Here is a 14,246-nt window from a genome sequence, read left to right as displayed (position 1 = left end):
GGTAGGCGGGCAATGACGCGGATCGATTTCCACTCGAACGTCGGCGATTCGCTCGCATACGCGTGCCGGCTGCTGCGCAAGGCCTACCAGGCCGGGCAGCCGGTCGTCGTGCTCGCCGAGCCCGCGCGCCTGCGCGCGCTCGACGAGCGGCTCTGGACGTTCTCGCCGCTCGATTTCATCCCGCATTGCGGTGTCGACAGCGAGCACGCAGCCGGAACGCCGATCGTGCTGGCCGCGGATCTCGACCGCGCACCGCATCATCACGTGCTGCTGAACCTCGGCGCGGCCGTGCCCGCGCAGTTCGCCCGCTTCGAGCGCCTGCTCGAAGTGGTCGGCAACGCGCCTGACGAACTGGCCGCGGGCCGCGACCGCTACCGGTTCTACCGCGACCGCGGATACGCGCTGAACAACTACAAGCAGGGCAGCTAGCCGCAACCGTCGACGGAGTGTTCCCGTGACAGAAGCCGATTCATCCTCGATCCCGACGCTGACCGACGTGCTGGTGCCGGGCAAGCCGGTGCCGGCGCGCGCGCCCGCGCCCGACGCTCCGCAGCCGCCCGCCGGCGCGGCGATTCCGGTGCTGACCGACGTGGTCGCGCCACGCACCACGGGTGCGGCGCCGGCCGATTCCATGCCCGACGCACTCGACCCCGATTCCGTCGTGGTCGAACCCGTGCCGACGCCGCACGTGCCGGCGGTCGAACTGCCGGGAGACGAGGCGGTGGAGACTGCGACTGTCGCCGCCGCCGCGCTCGGCGAGACCGATGCGCCGGCGGAGCCCGGCGCCGCGGAACACGTGGTTGCCGAAGACTCGGCGGCGATGAGTGCGCCGCTGCGCTCGTCGCTGGCCGACGACGATGTGCTGCCGCATGCGTTCGCCGCGGTGGCGCGTGAGGCTGTCGGGCACGCGCGTGAAGCGCACATGCCGGAGGCCGCCGCAGTGGCCGCAGCGGCCGCCGCGCCGCAGCAGGATGCGCAGGCCGTGGCCGGGCTGACGCAGGAAGATGCCCAGCACATCGCCGAGCGCCTGCGCAATCGCCTGACGAACTATCTGACCGGGGAAGGGCGCGACGCCATCGAGGCCCGTTGTCGCGACGCGCTGCATGAGCATTCGGCCTGGCTGGTCGGCCAGATCACGCGCGAAGTGGCGCTGGCGCTGGAAACCGAGGTGATGGACTGGGTTCGCGACGCGGTCGACGAAGAAATCGCACGCCGCCGCGCCGGTCATGCCGGTTGAGTGCGCGACCGTTCAGGTGAAAAACAGGGTGCGATTCCAGTAAGGGCCGGCCAAGCGGCCGGCGAGGTGCGGATCAGCCTCGGCGGGCCCACCTGCCGGCGGAACCCCGCGCGACGGCGGTTTCCGCCCGTTGCGCCCGGATCAGCGCACCGACAGCGCCCATTGCGCGAGCGTGTGGGCTTCGGCGCTCGTCAGTTGCGTATTGGCGGGCATCGGCACACTGCCCCATACACCGACGCTGCCTTTCACGATCGATTGGGCGAGGTAATCGACGGCGTCGCCGCGCGCCGCATACTTGCCGGCGATGTCGCGGAACGACGGGCCCATCAGCGGTTTGCCGATCGCGTGGCAGGCCATGCAGTTCTTGCGCTGGGCAAGCGCGAGCCCGTCGGCCTGGTCGGCGCGCGCCGCCGCCCCGCTGCCGATCAGCAGCGTGGCGAGCAGGACGCGCAATATCGAGTGTTTCATGCGGTTCTCCGCCGGCGGGGACGGCCGGCTTCATGACCCGCGCATTATAAAAGCAAAGGGAAAGCGCGTTTTGCGCGTTCCCCCGGCGGCCCTGCTTAACGGGGTCGCATGCGGCGATGCACCCGTGTCAACCCGTGACGGCACCCTGGTTCGCGGGCCGGGCGAGGGCCGCGAATTTCGCGAGCACGCCACGCGTGTAGCGCGGTGCCGGCTGTTGCCACGCGGCGCGGCGGCGCGCGAGTTCCGCGTCCTCCACGTTCAACTGCAGCAGCAGCCGGTGCGCGTCGATCGTGATCGAGTCGCCTTCCTGCACGAGCGCGATCGTGCCGCCGACGAACGCCTCGGGTGCGACATGGCCGACCACCATGCCCCAGGTGCCGCCCGAGAAGCGGCCGTCGGTGATGAAGCCGACCGATTCGCCGAGCCCCTTGCCGATGATCGCGGACGTCGGTGCGAGCATTTCGGGCATGCCGGGGCCACCCTTCGGGCCGAGATAACGCAGCACGAGGATGTCGCCTGCGTGGATCCGGTCGCCGAGAATCGCATCCATCGCGCTCTGCTCGTCGTCGAACACGCGCGCCGGGCCCGTGATCACGGGGTTCTTCAGGCCGGTGATCTTCGCGACCGCGCCGTCTTCCGCGAGATTGCCTTTCAGGATCGCAAGGTGGCCTTCCTTGTACAGCGCGCGGTCGATCGGGAAGATCACGTCCTGGTCCGCGCGCGGCACGGTGGGCACGTCCTTCAGTTCGTCGGCGATCGTGCGGCCGGTGATCGTCATGCAGTCGCCGTGCAGCAGCCCCGCGTCGAGCAGGATCTTCAGCACCTGCGGAATCCCGCCGGCCCGGTGCAGGTCGGTCGCGACGTACTTCCCCGACGGCTTGAGGTCGCAGATCACGGGCACGCGCTTGCGGATGCGCTCGAAGTCGTCGATCGTCCAGTCGACCTCGGCCGCGTGCGCGATCGCGAGATAGTGCAGCACGGCATTGGTCGAACCGCCCGTCGCCATGATCACCGACACCGCGTTCTCGATCGATTCCTTCGTGATGATGTCGCGCGGCTTCAGGTCGCGCTTCACGGCCTCGACCAGCACGCGCGCCGACTCGGCGGCCGAATCGACCTTCTCCTGGTCGGGGTTGGCCATCGTCGACGAGTACAGCAGCGACATCCCGAGCGCCTCGAACGACGAACTCATCGTGTTCGCGGTGTACATCCCGCCGCACGAACCCGACGTCGGGCATGCGTTCTGCTCGACCCCTTCGAAATCCTCCAGCGACATCCGGCCCGCGGTGAATTCGCCGACGGCCTCGAACGACGAGACGATCGTCAGGTCCCGGCCTTTCCAGTTGCCGGGGCGGATCGTGCCGCCGTACACGTAGATGCCCGGCACGTTCAGGCGCGCGAGCGCGATCATCCCGCCCGGCATGTTCTTGTCGCAGCCGCCGACGACAACCACGCCATCCATCCATTGCCCCTGCACGCAGGTCTCGATGCAGTCGGCGATCACCTCGCGCGACACGAGCGAGTACTTCATGCCTTCGGTGCCCATCGACATGCCGTCCGAAATCGTCGGCGTGCCGAAGATCTGCGGGTTCGCATCGGATGCCTTCACGGCCGCGACGGCTGCATCCGACAGGCGCTGCAGGCCCGAATTGCACGGCGTGATCGTCGAATGGCCGTTCGCGATGCCGATCATCGGCTTGTCGAAATCGTCCTTCTGGTAACCGAGCGCGTAATACATCGAGCGATTCGGCGATCGGGCCACGCCTTGCGTGATGTGCCTCGAGCGGCGGTTGTAAGCCATGGGGGACTCCATCGTTGTCTGGGCGGCGCCGGTGAACGGCGCGCCGGTTCGGATCAGTCAAGCATGGAGTTTCCGGATTGGGATGTCCAATATATTATTTGTCGCCTATTAGGTCGTTTCCTGAATGAAAGACGCATGGCTGATCCGACTCCCGACCTGCGCCAGTGGCGCTATTTCGCGACCGTCGCGGACGAGCGCCATTTCGGCCGCGCGGCCGAACGCCTGTCGATGACGCAGCCGCCGCTGTCGCAGGCGATCCGCGCGCTCGAGGACACGCTCGGCGTCGCGCTGTTCGTGCGCAGCAAGCGTTCGGTGGCGCTGACGGCGGTCGGGGCCGCGCTGTTGCCCGATGTGCGCCGGCTGCTTGCGTCGGCCGATGCGTTGCCGCCGCTGGCGCGACGGCTCGCGCGCGGCGAGGCCGGCTCGTTGTCGCTCGCGTTCGTGTCGACCGCCGATTACGGGCTGCTGCCTTCGCTGCTGCGAGCGTTCGGCGCGCGTTATCCGCAGGTGCGCCTGCAACTCGCGGAGGCGACGAGCGACGTGCAGATCGACGAACTCGTCGCCGGCCGCATCGACGCGGGGCTCGTCATTCCGCCCGTGCCGCCGCGCCACGCGGCCGGGCTGTCGTACCTGCCCGTCCTGCGCGAGCCGCTGGTGATCGCGATGCCGGCGGCCGCGAGCGACGCGCCTGAAGACGAGCCCGTCCATCTCGCGGAAGTCGCCGCGTTGCCGCTCGTGATCTTTCCGCGTCGTTTGGCGCCCGGCTTTTATGACATCATTACGGGCTGCTACGGCGCGGCGGGGGAAACCCCGTGCATCGGCCAGGAGGCGATCCAGATGCAGACGATCGTCAGCCTCGTGTCGGCCGGCATGGGCGTCGCACTGGTGCCGCAATCGCTGCGTAACCTGCGGCGCACCGGCGTGGTCTACCGGCCGCTCGCCGGTCACGCGCCGGTCGTCGAGACGGGCCTCGTGTGGCGTACCGGCGACGTGAGCCCCGTGCTGGCCGGCTTCCTCGACGTCGTGCGCGCGCAGGGGCTCGCCCCGTGACGTGAACGATGGCGCGCCGGTGCCGTCCAACGCGCGGTGCTGCGCGTGTGCGACGGCCGCACCGCATTCGAAAACTTCTTCGCTAACCCATGATCATTCACCCGAATTTCGACCCCGTTGCGATTCATCTCGGGCCGCTGGCCGTGCGCTGGTACGGGCTCATGTATCTCGTCGGCTTCATCGCGGCGATCGTCGTCGGCCGGATCCGCCTGAAGCTGCCGCACGTCGCGGCGCAGGGCTGGACCGTGAAGGACATCGACGACATGATGTTCTACGGCGTGCTCGGCACCGTGCTCGGCGGCCGCCTCGGCTACGTGCTGTTCTACAAGGCCGATTTCTACTTCTCGCATCCGCTCGACGTGTTCAAGGTGTGGGAGGGCGGCATGTCGTTTCACGGCGGCTTCCTCGGCGTGACGCTCGCGATGGCGCTGTTCGCGTGGCAGCGCAAGCGCCATTGGCTGCAGGTCACCGATTTCGTCGCGCCGATGGTGCCGACGGGGCTCGCGGCCGGGCGGCTAGGCAACTTCATCAACGGTGAACTGTGGGGCCGCGTGACCGATCCGTCCGCACCGTGGGCGATGCTGTTCCCGGGCGCGATGCGTGACGATGCGGCATGGTTGCCGAAGCATCCGGAACTCGTCGAGAAGTGGCATCTCGCCGACGTGTTCATGCAATACCAGATGCTGCCGCGTCATCCTTCGCAGCTCTATGAAATTGCGCTCGAAGGCATCGTGCTGTTCTTCGCGCTGTTCCTCTTCGCGCGCAAGTCGCGGCCGATGGGCGCCGTGTCCGCGCTGTTCCTGATCGGCTACGGCCTCGCGCGCTTCACGGTGGAGTTCGCGCGCGAGCCCGACGACTTCCTCGGCTTGCTCGCGCTCGGCCTGTCGATGGGGCAGTGGCTGTCGCTGCCGATGATCATCGCGGGCATCGCGTTGATGGTCTGGGCGTATCGCCGCCGCGCGGCGAATGCCGTTGCGTGATGTGATGGCGATGCACGCGCGATCGGCGCGTGCATCGGCCCACGCATTGAAATGAAAAACGCCGGCTCGAAGGCCGGCGTTTTTCATTTCGGACTGCCGCGCGCTGCGCGTTACTTCATCTGCACGGAACCGTTGACGGTGACCGACACGGTGGCCTTGCCGCCTTCGACTGCGATCGGTGCGCTCATCTTTGCGCTGTCCATCGGTGCTGCGGCCATCGCCATCATGCGCGGATACGGCTGCACGTTGCGGCCGCCGCCGACGTTCACGTCGCGGATCGTGTAGCTGCTGTAGCCGAATGCCTTCGCGGCTTCGTCCGCGCGGGCGCGGAACGACTTGATCGCTTCGGTCGTCAGCTTCTGCTCGGCTGCGCGCTGCGCTTCGGGCGACAGCGAGAACTCGACGTTCGCGACCTGCATCAGGTTCGACAACTGGCCTGCCAGCTTCGACGCCGCGGCGAAATCGCGCGATTCGAGCGCGACCTCGGTGCGGCCGCGCCATGCGGAAATCTTGCCGTCGCGATCGGTGCTCGGATAGACGGAGAATGCGCCCGTGTGTGCCGTGACGCCCGATACGCTTTTCGCTTGCGACAGGGCGGCGTCGGCGCGCTGGTTCAACTGCGCGGTGAGGCTGCCCGGATCCTTGGCCTGCTGCTCGTAGAACAGCGTGATGTGGATGATGTCCTGCGGCACGTCGGCGCTGGCTTGCGACGACAGCGACAGCACGCCTGCCGGCTCCGGAAAGTGCGGGTTCGCGGCCTGCGCGTGCGCGGCGGGTGACGCGAGCGTCAGCGCGACGGGAACGGCGGCGGCAAGGGCGAGCGACAGCGCGAGTGCGGATTTCTTGGTCATTGTTGGACTCCTTGTGCGAGGGCGCGCACGCGGATCACGCGTGCGCGACGCGGGCGTACCGCGCGACGAAAAAACGACGGCCGGCTCGATCGGCCGGCAGCGGTTGCTTAGGCCGCGCGAAAGTGCCGCGAGTTCCGTGGCGGCGGCGCGTACTGACCAGATTTGACGTTTGGCGTGCGCCTACTTCATCAGCTTTTCGGTGATGAACCGCCATTCGGCGCGCGTGACGGGCGTGATCGACAGCCGGTTGCCGCGTGCGAGCACGCGCATGTCGGCGAGTTCGTCGTGTTCGCGCAGCGCGGCGAGCGGCACGAGCGGCGATTTTTTCACGTAGCGCACGTCGACGAGCAGCCAGCGCGGCGCTTCCCGGGTCGACTTCGGATCGTAATAGGGGCTTTTCGGATCGAACTGCGTGGGGTCGGGGTAGGGCGTCGACGACACTTCGGCGAGGCCCGCGATGCCCGGCTCGGGGCAGCTCGAGTGATAGAACAGCACGCCGTCGCCGATCTTCATCGTGTCGCGCATGAAATTGCGCGCCTGATAATTGCGCACGCCGGTCCACGGCAGCGAGCGCTGCGGTGCGTTGGCGAGATCGTCGATGCTTGCTTCGTCCGGTTCGGACTTCATCAGCCAGTATTGCATGGATCGTGATCGACGCAGAAAGAGGCTGCTACAAAAGAAAACGGCACCGGGCTTCGCCCGATGCCGTTGGATAGGCCCCCGCCTTGGCCGCTAGGCCGGCATCCTGAACCTGAGGTTCAGAATTGGTCGCAGTTAGCAGCACTTCGGGTACATCAGACAGAGTGACGCGCGCGCCCGTGCTACAAATTTCCGCAACCGTGCACATGGCATTGGTTCAAGGAATATATGACCTTGGCGAACCAGGCAGGGAAGCTGACTGAACTGTGATTCGATGCGCCAATTTGACCACCGTTGATCGCCGAGATCAAGGGGAATCGACGCATCGATTAAAACGTTACTGCGTCTCGTGCTGTGCGAGCACCGCGCCGAGCTGTTCGTTCATCTGGTGCATTGTACGACGGATTTCCTCCGCCGGAAATGCTTCACCGTGCCGCACGCTCGTTTGCAGCCGCAGCAATTCGGAAGCGAGCGACAGCGCCGCCATCACGGCGATGCGATCGGTGCCGCGTACCGAGCTGTTCGAGCGGATTTTCGACATTTCGGCGTCGACGCGCGCGACCGCTTCGAGCAGTGCCGCTTCGGTCTCGGCCGAGCAGGCGAGCCGATAGGCCTGACCGAGAATCGAGACTTCGATCTGCTTGGTGCTCATGCATGTTCTCCGTGGCTGGCCGCGTCATCGCCATCCGTACGCGCCTGCGCATCCAGCAGGTCGAGCTGGTTGTCGGCTTGCTCCGCACTTTTCGAGCGCGGCAGCTTTTCGAGAATCGCGTTCAGTTTCACCTGGGCGTCGTCGATCTTTGCCGACAGCGTGTCGCGCTCGGCCGCGAGCGCATTGCGTTCGTCGCGCAGTTGCGCGAGTTCCGCGCGGACCGTGTCCGCGTCCGCGCGCAATTGCGCGACCTGCTCCTCGAGCGCGAGCCGTTCCGAGTGATAGCGCTTGTTCAGCGAAATCAGACGGCCAATATTTTGAGATAGGGTTTCGAGTTCGTTGAGCATTTGCTGCGTCCTCTAAAGACCCAGCATTTTAGCGCGGAATAACGCGCAAACCGACATCTGTAACGTTTCCAGTCGTAACACCCCTGCTTCTTGCCGCGAATCGGCGCGTCACGTGCGTGTCCGGATGCTTCCTTGACGCTCGTGCGACCCGCTCCTAAACTGGCGCCGCCTCGGTGCTCGCGCGTGCAACGCGCGGTTAAACGGGAAGCAGGGCGCGGGCTCCGCCAGGACGCCGCCAACCTGCGCTGCCCCCGCAACGGTAAGCGGCCGCGTTGCATGACGCAGGCCGGCTCGGGCGCGTTCCGCATGCACGTTTCGCATGCGGACGCGGGCCACTGCGCGTCTTCGCGCGGGAAGGCGAGCCGGACCGCCGCCAGCCCGGATACCGGCCGAGGCGGGGAGCCCGCACGGGCTTCGTGACGCGCGGCCTGCGGGGAAGCGGGGCGCGCAGTGCTTCACGGGATTGATCTTCGATGCTGACCCCAATCGTCGGCGGCGCCGATTTCTGCCATCTTGTTGACGTTCTCGAACCGGGCGACCACCGGAAGGTCGCCGCGCGCGTCGACCACCTGACCGCAAGGATCACGAGCTTGGGTATGCCTGCAACACGCTGCACTGCGCCGATGTCGCGCCCGGCCCGCAGCGGTAGCGCACCGATGCGCGCAGTGTCGTCCGTCGCGCGGAGGGCCGCATGAGCGCCGCGCGCGCCACCGCGATCTGGGCCGCATTGGCCGCGGCGGTCGCGTTGCTGTTCGTCGCGTCGCTGTCGATCGGCAGCGTGCCGATGTCGCCGTGGCAGGCGCTCGCGTCGCTCGTGCCGCATGGCGGCGACGCGCTGTTCGCCGACATCGTCCGCACGCTGCGCCTGCCGCGCGCGCTCGCGGGCTTCGCGTGCGGTGCGCTGCTCGCGCTGGCCGGCTCGTTGTTGCAGGTGTTGCTGCGCAACCCGCTCGCCGATCCGTACGTGCTCGGCGTGTCCGGCGGCGCGGCCGGCTTCGCGCTCGTCGCGATGATCGCGGGCGGCGCATGGTGGCTCGTCGATGTGTCGGCGTTCGCCGGCTCGCTCGTGTCGGTCGCGCTCGTGCTCGGACTCGCGCGCCGCGAGCTGGGGCGCGGCGAGGCGCGCGATGCGTCGCCGCGGCTGCTGCTCACGGGCGTCGTGATCGCGGCGGGGTGGGGCGCGCTCGTCACGCTGCTGCTGTCGCTCGCGCCCGATGCGCGGCTGCGCGGCATCATCTTCTGGCTGACGGGCGACCTGAACGGCGTGAGCGCACCGTGGTTCGCGTGGGGCGCGCTGCTGCTGGCCGCGTGCATCGCACTGCCGGCCGCGCCGCAACTGAACGTGCTGCTGCGCGGCGATGCGACGGCGCTCGCGCTCGGCGTGCCCGTCGCGCGCCTGCGTGTGCGGATCTATCTCGTCGCGTCGCTGGCCGCCGCGGCCGCAGTGACGACCGCCGGCACGATCGGCTTCGTCGGCCTCGTCGTGCCGCACGCGCTGCGGCTCGCATTCGGCAACGACCAGCGGATGTTGCTGCCGGCCGCGATGCTCGCGGGCGGCGGTGGCGTGATGGCCGCCGACCTGCTCGCACGCACCGCGATCGCGCCCGCGCAACTGCCGGTCGGCGTGATGACCGCGTTGATCGGCGTGCCGGTGTTCCTGTGGATGTTGCTCAGGAGGCCGATGCGATGACCCGTGCCGCATTGCGCGCCACCGGCGACGAGATGAGCTGCGCGGCCGTCGGCCTGACGCTGAAGGCTGGCGCGCGCACGCTGCTCGACGGCTTCACGCAGGCGTTCCGTCCGGGCGAGATCTGGTGCGTCGCCGGGCCGAACGGCGCGGGCAAGACGACGCTGCTGGCGACCCTCGCGGGGCTGCAGCCGCCGGCCGGCGGACACGTCGAGATCGACGGCCGGCCGCTTTCCGCATGGCCGCCCGCGCAGCTCGCGCAGCGCCGCGCGCTGATGCCGCAGCAACTGCACGACGCATTCAGCGCGACCGTGTTCGATACGGTCTTGCTCAACCGCTTTCCGTATCTCGGCGGCTGGGGCTGGGAGCGTGACGGCGACCGCGCGGCCGCGCGCGACGCGCTGGCGACCTTCGACCTGACCGCGCTTGCGTCGCGCGACGTGCTGTCGCTGTCGGGCGGCGAGCGGCAGCGCGTCGCGCTGGCCGCGACGCTGTGCCAGGACGCGCCGTTGATGCTGCTCGACGAACCGCTCGCGCATCTCGACCTCCATCACCAGATCGATTGCCTGACCGCGCTGGCCGCCTGGCTCGACGCGGGCCCGCGCGCGGTGCTGTTCTCGTGCCATGATCTGAACCTCGCGCGGCGTTTCGCGACGCATGCGCTGTTGCTCGACGGCCGTGGCCACGCGTGGGCCGGCCCCGTGCACGACGTGCTGACGCCCGAGCGCGCGAGCGACGCGTTCGGTTATCCGCTCGTGCTGATCCGCGAGAACGGCCGCGATGCGCTGCTGCCGGCGTGGCCCGAGCGACAATGACGTTTCCTTTTCCGATGCGCGGTGCATCCCGCGCCCACGACACGGTTTCCCGATGACGACCCCGACCCACTTCCCGCCCGCGATCGCACCGCTCGACGACGTGCTGCGCAAGCGCCTGCAGCATGTGATCGACCACAAGACCAAGCCGCCCGGCAGCCTCGGCCAGCTCGAGGCGGTCGCGCTGCAGGTCGGCCTGATCCAGCACACCGAGCGGCCGGTCGTGCAGCGTCCCGTGATGATCGTGTTCGCCGGCGATCACGGGATTGCCGCCGAAGGCGTGAGCCCCTATCCGCAAGCGGTGACCGCGCAGATGGTCGCGAACTTCCTCGCCGGCGGCGCGGCAATCAACGCGTTCTCGGGCGTCGCGCAGAGCACGCTCGAGATCGTCGATGCGGGCGTCGCGTCGCCGCTGCCGCTGTCCGACCGCCTGGTGTCGCTGCCGGTCGCGCGCGGCACGCGCAACTTCGCGACGGAACCTGCGATGACGCGCGACGAGGCGATGACGGCGCTCGCGGCCGGCGCGGCGCGCGTGCGCCTGCACGCGTCGCTCGGCACGAACGTGATTGGCTTCGGCGAGATGGGGATCGCGAACACGTCGTCGGCCGCGTGCCTGATGAGCCGCCTGCTCGGCGTGCCGATCGACGCGTGCGTCGGGCGCGGCACGGGCCTCGACGACCAGGGCCTCGCGCACAAGCGCGCGGTGCTCGGCCGTGCGCTCGTCAAGCACTCGCACGCGATTGCGCCGCTCGACGTGCTCGCGACGTTCGGCGGCTTCGAGATCGCGATGATGACGGGCGCGTATCTCGCGGCCGCGAGCGAACGGATGACGATCCTCGTCGACGGCTTCATCGCGACGGCCGCATTGCTCGTCGCCGAGCGCATCGCGCCCGGCGTGCGCGACTACTGCGTGTTCTCGCATACGTCGCACGAGGCCGGGCACCGGCGCATGCTCGAGCATTTCGGCGCGAAACCGCTGCTCGCGCTCGACCTGCGGCTCGGCGAAGGCACGGGCGCGGCGCTCGCGCTGCCGCTCGTGCGTGCGGCTGCTGCGTTCCTCACGGAAATGGCGAGCTTCGAATCCGCCGGTGTCGACGATCGTGACGCCTGATCGCGCGCGCGGCGTGCGGGCCGAACTGCGCTACTTCTTCGTCGCGCTCGGCTACTTCACGCGCGTGCCCGTGCCGCGCGCGATCGGCTACGCGGCCGGCGATCTCGACCAGGCCGCGCGATATTTCCCGCTCGTCGGCGCATGCGTCGGCGCGTGGGGCGCGCTCGTGTATCTGGTCGCGCTGCGCGCGCTGCCCGTGTCGATCGCGGTCGGGCTGTCGATGGCCGCCACGTTGCTCGCAACGGGGGCCTTCCACGAGGACGGCCTCGCCGACAGCTGCGATGCGTTCGGCGGCGGCTATACGCGCGACGACGTGCTGCGCATCATGCACGACTCGCGGATCGGCACGTTCGGTGCGGTCGCGCTCGTGATCGCGCTCGGCGTGAAATGGCAGGCGCTTGCGTCGATGCTGCCGTTGCGTGCCGCATGGACGATGATCGCCGCGCACGCGGCGAGCCGCGCGGCGGCCGTGAGCCTGCTGATGACGCTCGACTACGTGCGGCCCGAAGGCAAGGCGAAACCGGTCGCGCAACGGATGGGGGCGCGCGCGGCGTGTGTCGCCGCGCTGTTCGGATTGCCGTGGCTGTTCTGGCCCGACTGGCGCATGGGCGTCGCCGCCTGCGTGGCGCTCGTGCTCGTGCGCGCGTGGGCAGCCCGCTATTTCGTGAAGCGGATCGGCGGTTATACCGGCGACTGTCTCGGCTTCACGCAACAACTGTGCGAACTGGCGATCTATCTCGTGGTGCTCGGATGGACGTCGTCCTGATCCGTCATCCGGTCGTCGGTGTCGAGCCGGGCCTCTGCTACGGACACAGCGACGTGCCGCTCGCCGCGCCGGCCGACGCCGGCGCCCAGGCCGTGCGCGCGCATCTGTCGGTACTCGGCGCGCCGCTTCCCGAACAGGTCTGGACGAGCCCGCTGACGCGCTGCGCGTCCATTGCCGAGCGGCTCGCGCAGGCATGCGGCGTGCCGCTGCAACGCGAGGCGGACTGGCAGGAAATGGATTTCGGCGCGTGGGAAATGCGGCGCTGGGACGATATCGATCGCGCGGCACTCGATGCGTGGGCGGCCGACCTGATGCATGCGTGCGCGCATGGTGGCGAAAGCGTCGCGCGATTCGCTGCCCGGGTCGCCCGGCAGGCCGATGCCGTCGCGCAGTTCGACCGGCCGCAATGGGCGGTCACGCATGCGGGCGTGATCCGCGTGTTCGCGGCGCATGTACTGTGCGTGCCGCTCGATACGCTGTTGTCGCGGCCGGTGCCGCCCGGTGGTGTCGTCTGGCTGCGTGCGGATGCCGCCACGCGAACCTGGGAAGTGGTGCACTGGGACGAATAGGCGCACCGGCGTCCGCATCTGGACGACGCGGCGCGCGGTCGATCTGTCTCAAACACCGACAGGTGCGCGACGGGGGCTCAAGCCGCCGGAACTCAGCGCGCCGGCCGCCGCCCACGCGCGGCTTCGAGATCCTCGCACAGCGCGGCCGCGCCCTGCGCGATCCGCGGCGACGGCCGCGTCAGCAGATCGCCGTCGATCGCGAACAGGTTGTTGCGCGCCACCGCCGTCAGTGCGGGCCACGTGCGCCAGCGCGCGAGGCTCGGCAACGGTTCGTCCGTACGCGACGCACCCGCGCTCGTCGTGACGATCGCTTCCGGATTGGCCACGAGCACGGCCTCGTCGGTGACGGTCGGCACGAGCGGCCTGAGCGAGGCGAACACGTTGCGGCCGCCGCACAGCTCGATCACGTCGTTGATCAGGTGCGCGCCATTGAGCGTCATCAGCGGCCGGTCCCAGACCTGGAAGAACATCGTGACGGGCGCCCGCGCCGCATAACGTGCGCGCAGCGCCGCGATGTCGCGCGTATAGGCGGCCGCGGCCGCATCGGCAGCCGGTTGCGTGCCGAGCAGCGTGCCGAGCCGGCGCAGCGACGACGATACGTCGTCGAGGTGCTTCGGTTCGCTGAAGAACAGCGGGATATGCAATGCGCGCAGCGCGTCGGTCTGCCGCTCGGCGTTGCCGTGCCGCCAGACGACGATCAGGTCGGGCTTCAGCGCGGCGATCCGCTCGAGGTCGAGCGCCTTGTTGTCGCCGACGCGCGGTATCGCTTGCGCGGCGGGCGGATAGTCGCTGTACGTGACCGTGCCGACGAGCTTCGCGCCGCCGCCGGCCGCGTAGACGAGCTCGGTCGCGTGCGGCGCGAGGCTGATCACGCGCTGCGCGGGTGCAGGCAGCGTGACGGTGTTGCCGGCGTCGTCGCGCGTCGTGACGTCGGCGTGGACGAGCGGTGCATGAGCGAGTGCGGTCAGCATCGCGACCGGTGTCAGCCGGCGCAACAGGCGCGGAATCATGCGGATTCCCGTTGCAGCAGCGGCACGCAGTGCGCGAGTGCGTCGCCGAGGCGCTGCCATTCGGCTTCGCTGCCCGGCAGGCCGACGCGTACGCTCGACGGAGTCGGGAAGTACCGCGTCCAGATCCCGCGTGCCGCGAGTGCCGCATGCAGTGCCGCTGCCCGCGGGTCGTCGGTCCAGCTGAAGAGCGGCGTCGCGCGGGCCGCGAAGCCGTGCGCGCGCAGCAGTGCGGCGAGCCGCTCGCCGTCGGCCGCGAGCCGCTCGCG

16 protein-coding genes, 1 other RNA gene, 1 pseudogene and 1 riboswitch are annotated in these 14,246 nt (G+C 69.0%); of the genes and pseudogenes, 9 read left to right on the top strand and 9 right to left on the bottom strand.

The features are described 5' to 3' along the window. The first annotated feature begins 12 nt into the window (after window positions 1-12). Together DPV74_RS07765 and DPV74_RS07760 are read left to right on the top strand one after the other, a co-directional pair. Window positions 13-429, top strand: coding sequence for a DNA polymerase III subunit chi (locus DPV74_RS07765; protein ID WP_021160787.1), 417 nt, complete (start codon window positions 13-15; stop codon window positions 427-429). Window positions 430-454: 25 nt separating this feature from the next. Next, window positions 455-1,237: a DUF2486 family protein gene (locus DPV74_RS07760; protein WP_119336909.1), complete on the top strand. Its 783-nt coding sequence runs from the start codon at window positions 455-457 to the stop codon at window positions 1,235-1,237. Between the two features lie 141 nt (window positions 1,238-1,378). Here the strand turns inward: DPV74_RS07760 and DPV74_RS07755 are convergent, their stop codons facing one another. Further along, entirely contained in the window at window positions 1,379-1,705 is a 327-nt protein-coding gene (locus tag DPV74_RS07755; protein ID WP_027786715.1) for a c-type cytochrome, read from the bottom strand. Between the two features lie 127 nt (window positions 1,706-1,832). Beyond that, complete coding sequence (ilvD, locus tag DPV74_RS07750; protein ID WP_119336908.1) at window positions 1,833-3,506, bottom strand: dihydroxy-acid dehydratase; 1,674 nt, start codon at window positions 3,504-3,506, stop codon at window positions 1,833-1,835. A 135-nt stretch (window positions 3,507-3,641) separates the two neighbouring features. On the opposite strand from ilvD, the gene DPV74_RS07745 reads away from it, so the two are divergent. Both DPV74_RS07745 and lgt read left to right on the top strand, forming a co-directional pair. Beyond that, the gene (locus tag DPV74_RS07745; RefSeq protein WP_060083232.1) at window positions 3,642-4,556 is read left to right on the top strand and encodes a LysR substrate-binding domain-containing protein; all 915 of its coding nucleotides are present in this window, start codon (window positions 3,642-3,644) and stop codon (window positions 4,554-4,556) included. An 89-nt stretch (window positions 4,557-4,645) separates the two neighbouring features. Continuing rightward, entirely contained in the window at window positions 4,646-5,536 is an 891-nt protein-coding gene (gene lgt, locus DPV74_RS07740) for a prolipoprotein diacylglyceryl transferase (protein ID WP_060359501.1), read from the top strand. A gap of 110 nt (window positions 5,537-5,646) precedes the next feature. Here the strand turns inward: lgt and DPV74_RS07735 are convergent, their stop codons facing one another. The 5 genes from DPV74_RS07735 to DPV74_RS07715 form a co-directional block, all read right to left on the bottom strand. Then, the gene (locus tag DPV74_RS07735) at window positions 5,647-6,387 is read right to left on the bottom strand and encodes an SIMPL domain-containing protein (protein WP_048022579.1); all 741 of its coding nucleotides are present in this window, start codon (window positions 6,385-6,387) and stop codon (window positions 5,647-5,649) included. Between the two features lie 180 nt (window positions 6,388-6,567). Then, on the bottom strand, window positions 6,568-7,029 hold the full coding sequence (locus tag DPV74_RS07730) for an EVE domain-containing protein (protein ID WP_021160795.1): 462 nt from the start codon (window positions 7,027-7,029) through the stop codon (window positions 6,568-6,570). A 71-nt stretch (window positions 7,030-7,100) separates the two neighbouring features. Further along, a non-coding RNA gene (gene ssrS / locus DPV74_RS07725) (6S RNA) lies at window positions 7,101-7,282 on the bottom strand. Between the two features lie 81 nt (window positions 7,283-7,363). Further along, window positions 7,364-7,678 (bottom strand): cell division protein ZapA, encoded by a 315-nt coding sequence (locus DPV74_RS07720; RefSeq protein WP_011352906.1) that lies wholly within the window; start codon window positions 7,676-7,678, stop codon window positions 7,364-7,366. After that, a complete protein-coding gene (locus tag DPV74_RS07715; RefSeq protein WP_021160796.1) occupies window positions 7,675-8,025 on the bottom strand; it encodes a hypothetical protein in 351 nt (116 codons plus the stop codon). Before DPV74_RS07715 ends, DPV74_RS07720 begins: the two co-directional genes overlap by 4 nt. 154 nt (window positions 8,026-8,179) lie before the next feature. Continuing rightward, a riboswitch (cobalamin riboswitch) is annotated at window positions 8,180-8,434 on the top strand. A 282-nt stretch (window positions 8,435-8,716) separates the two neighbouring features. Between DPV74_RS07715 and DPV74_RS07710 the strand changes: the two genes are divergently transcribed. The 5 genes from DPV74_RS07710 to cobC are packed head-to-tail and all read left to right on the top strand — an operon-like array spanning window position 8,717 to window position 12,970. Further along, a complete protein-coding gene (locus DPV74_RS07710) occupies window positions 8,717-9,715 on the top strand; it encodes an iron ABC transporter permease (RefSeq protein WP_119336907.1) in 999 nt (332 codons plus the stop codon). After that, window positions 9,712-10,527 carry an ABC transporter ATP-binding protein gene (locus DPV74_RS07705; RefSeq protein ID WP_059697713.1) on the top strand — a complete coding sequence of 272 codons (816 nt, stop codon included), beginning with the start codon at window positions 9,712-9,714 and terminating at the stop codon, window positions 10,525-10,527. The genes DPV74_RS07710 and DPV74_RS07705 overlap by 4 nt, the downstream gene beginning before the upstream one ends. Before the next feature lie 52 nt (window positions 10,528-10,579). Beyond that, window positions 10,580-11,635, top strand: a complete 1,056-nt coding sequence (gene cobT / locus DPV74_RS07700; RefSeq protein WP_042975791.1) for a nicotinate-nucleotide--dimethylbenzimidazole phosphoribosyltransferase — start codon at window positions 10,580-10,582, stop codon at window positions 11,633-11,635. Further along, window positions 11,625-12,401 (top strand): adenosylcobinamide-GDP ribazoletransferase, encoded by a 777-nt coding sequence (locus DPV74_RS07695; RefSeq protein ID WP_042975792.1) that lies wholly within the window; start codon window positions 11,625-11,627, stop codon window positions 12,399-12,401. The genes cobT and DPV74_RS07695 overlap by 11 nt, the downstream gene beginning before the upstream one ends. Next, complete coding sequence (gene cobC / locus DPV74_RS07690; protein ID WP_119336906.1) at window positions 12,386-12,970, top strand: alpha-ribazole phosphatase; 585 nt, start codon at window positions 12,386-12,388, stop codon at window positions 12,968-12,970. The genes DPV74_RS07695 and cobC overlap by 16 nt, the downstream gene beginning before the upstream one ends. Window positions 12,971-13,062: 92 nt before the next feature. Here the strand turns inward: cobC and DPV74_RS07685 are convergent, their stop codons facing one another. Both DPV74_RS07685 and DPV74_RS07680 read right to left on the bottom strand, forming a co-directional pair. Beyond that, window positions 13,063-13,980, bottom strand: coding sequence for a cobalamin-binding protein (locus DPV74_RS07685; protein ID WP_119336905.1), 918 nt, complete (start codon window positions 13,978-13,980; stop codon window positions 13,063-13,065). Beyond that, a pseudogene (locus DPV74_RS07680) lies at window positions 13,977-14,246 on the bottom strand (threonine-phosphate decarboxylase); the annotation flags it as partial. The gene DPV74_RS07685 and the pseudogene DPV74_RS07680, both read right to left, overlap by 4 nt.

The sequence above is a fragment of the Burkholderia sp. HAN2018 genome (assembly GCF_024704855.1).
Lineage (GTDB): Bacteria > Pseudomonadota > Gammaproteobacteria > Burkholderiales > Burkholderiaceae > Burkholderia > Burkholderia cepacia.
The sequence above is the reverse complement of the archived record's forward strand: the minus strand, read 5'-3'. Positions and strand labels throughout refer to the sequence as shown.

What these genes read in the sequence shown, in the direction of transcription:
- DPV74_RS07765 (WP_021160787.1), top strand. Translation starts at nt 13, where the DNA reads ATGACGCGGATCGATTTCCACTCGAACGTCGGCGATTCGCTCGCATAC.
- DPV74_RS07755 (WP_027786715.1), bottom strand. Translation starts at nt 1,705, where the DNA reads ATGAAACACTCGATATTGCGCGTCCTGCTCGCCACGCTGCTGATCGGC.
- ilvD (WP_119336908.1), bottom strand. Translation starts at nt 3,506, where the DNA reads ATGGCTTACAACCGCCGCTCGAGGCACATCACGCAAGGCGTGGCCCGA.
- DPV74_RS07745 (WP_060083232.1), top strand. Translation starts at nt 3,642, where the DNA reads ATGGCTGATCCGACTCCCGACCTGCGCCAGTGGCGCTATTTCGCGACC.
- lgt (WP_060359501.1), top strand. Translation starts at nt 4,646, where the DNA reads ATGATCATTCACCCGAATTTCGACCCCGTTGCGATTCATCTCGGGCCG.
- DPV74_RS07735 (WP_048022579.1), bottom strand. Translation starts at nt 6,387, where the DNA reads ATGACCAAGAAATCCGCACTCGCGCTGTCGCTCGCCCTTGCCGCCGCC.
- DPV74_RS07730 (WP_021160795.1), bottom strand. Translation starts at nt 7,029, where the DNA reads ATGCAATACTGGCTGATGAAGTCCGAACCGGACGAAGCAAGCATCGAC.
- DPV74_RS07720 (WP_011352906.1), bottom strand. Translation starts at nt 7,678, where the DNA reads ATGAGCACCAAGCAGATCGAAGTCTCGATTCTCGGTCAGGCCTATCGG.
- DPV74_RS07715 (WP_021160796.1), bottom strand. Translation starts at nt 8,025, where the DNA reads ATGCTCAACGAACTCGAAACCCTATCTCAAAATATTGGCCGTCTGATT.
- DPV74_RS07710 (WP_119336907.1), top strand. Translation starts at nt 8,717, where the DNA reads ATGAGCGCCGCGCGCGCCACCGCGATCTGGGCCGCATTGGCCGCGGCG.
- DPV74_RS07705 (WP_059697713.1), top strand. Translation starts at nt 9,712, where the DNA reads ATGACCCGTGCCGCATTGCGCGCCACCGGCGACGAGATGAGCTGCGCG.
- cobT (WP_042975791.1), top strand. Translation starts at nt 10,580, where the DNA reads ATGACGACCCCGACCCACTTCCCGCCCGCGATCGCACCGCTCGACGAC.
- cobC (WP_119336906.1), top strand. Translation starts at nt 12,386, where the DNA reads ATGGACGTCGTCCTGATCCGTCATCCGGTCGTCGGTGTCGAGCCGGGC.
- DPV74_RS07685 (WP_119336905.1), bottom strand. Translation starts at nt 13,980, where the DNA reads ATGATTCCGCGCCTGTTGCGCCGGCTGACACCGGTCGCGATGCTGACC.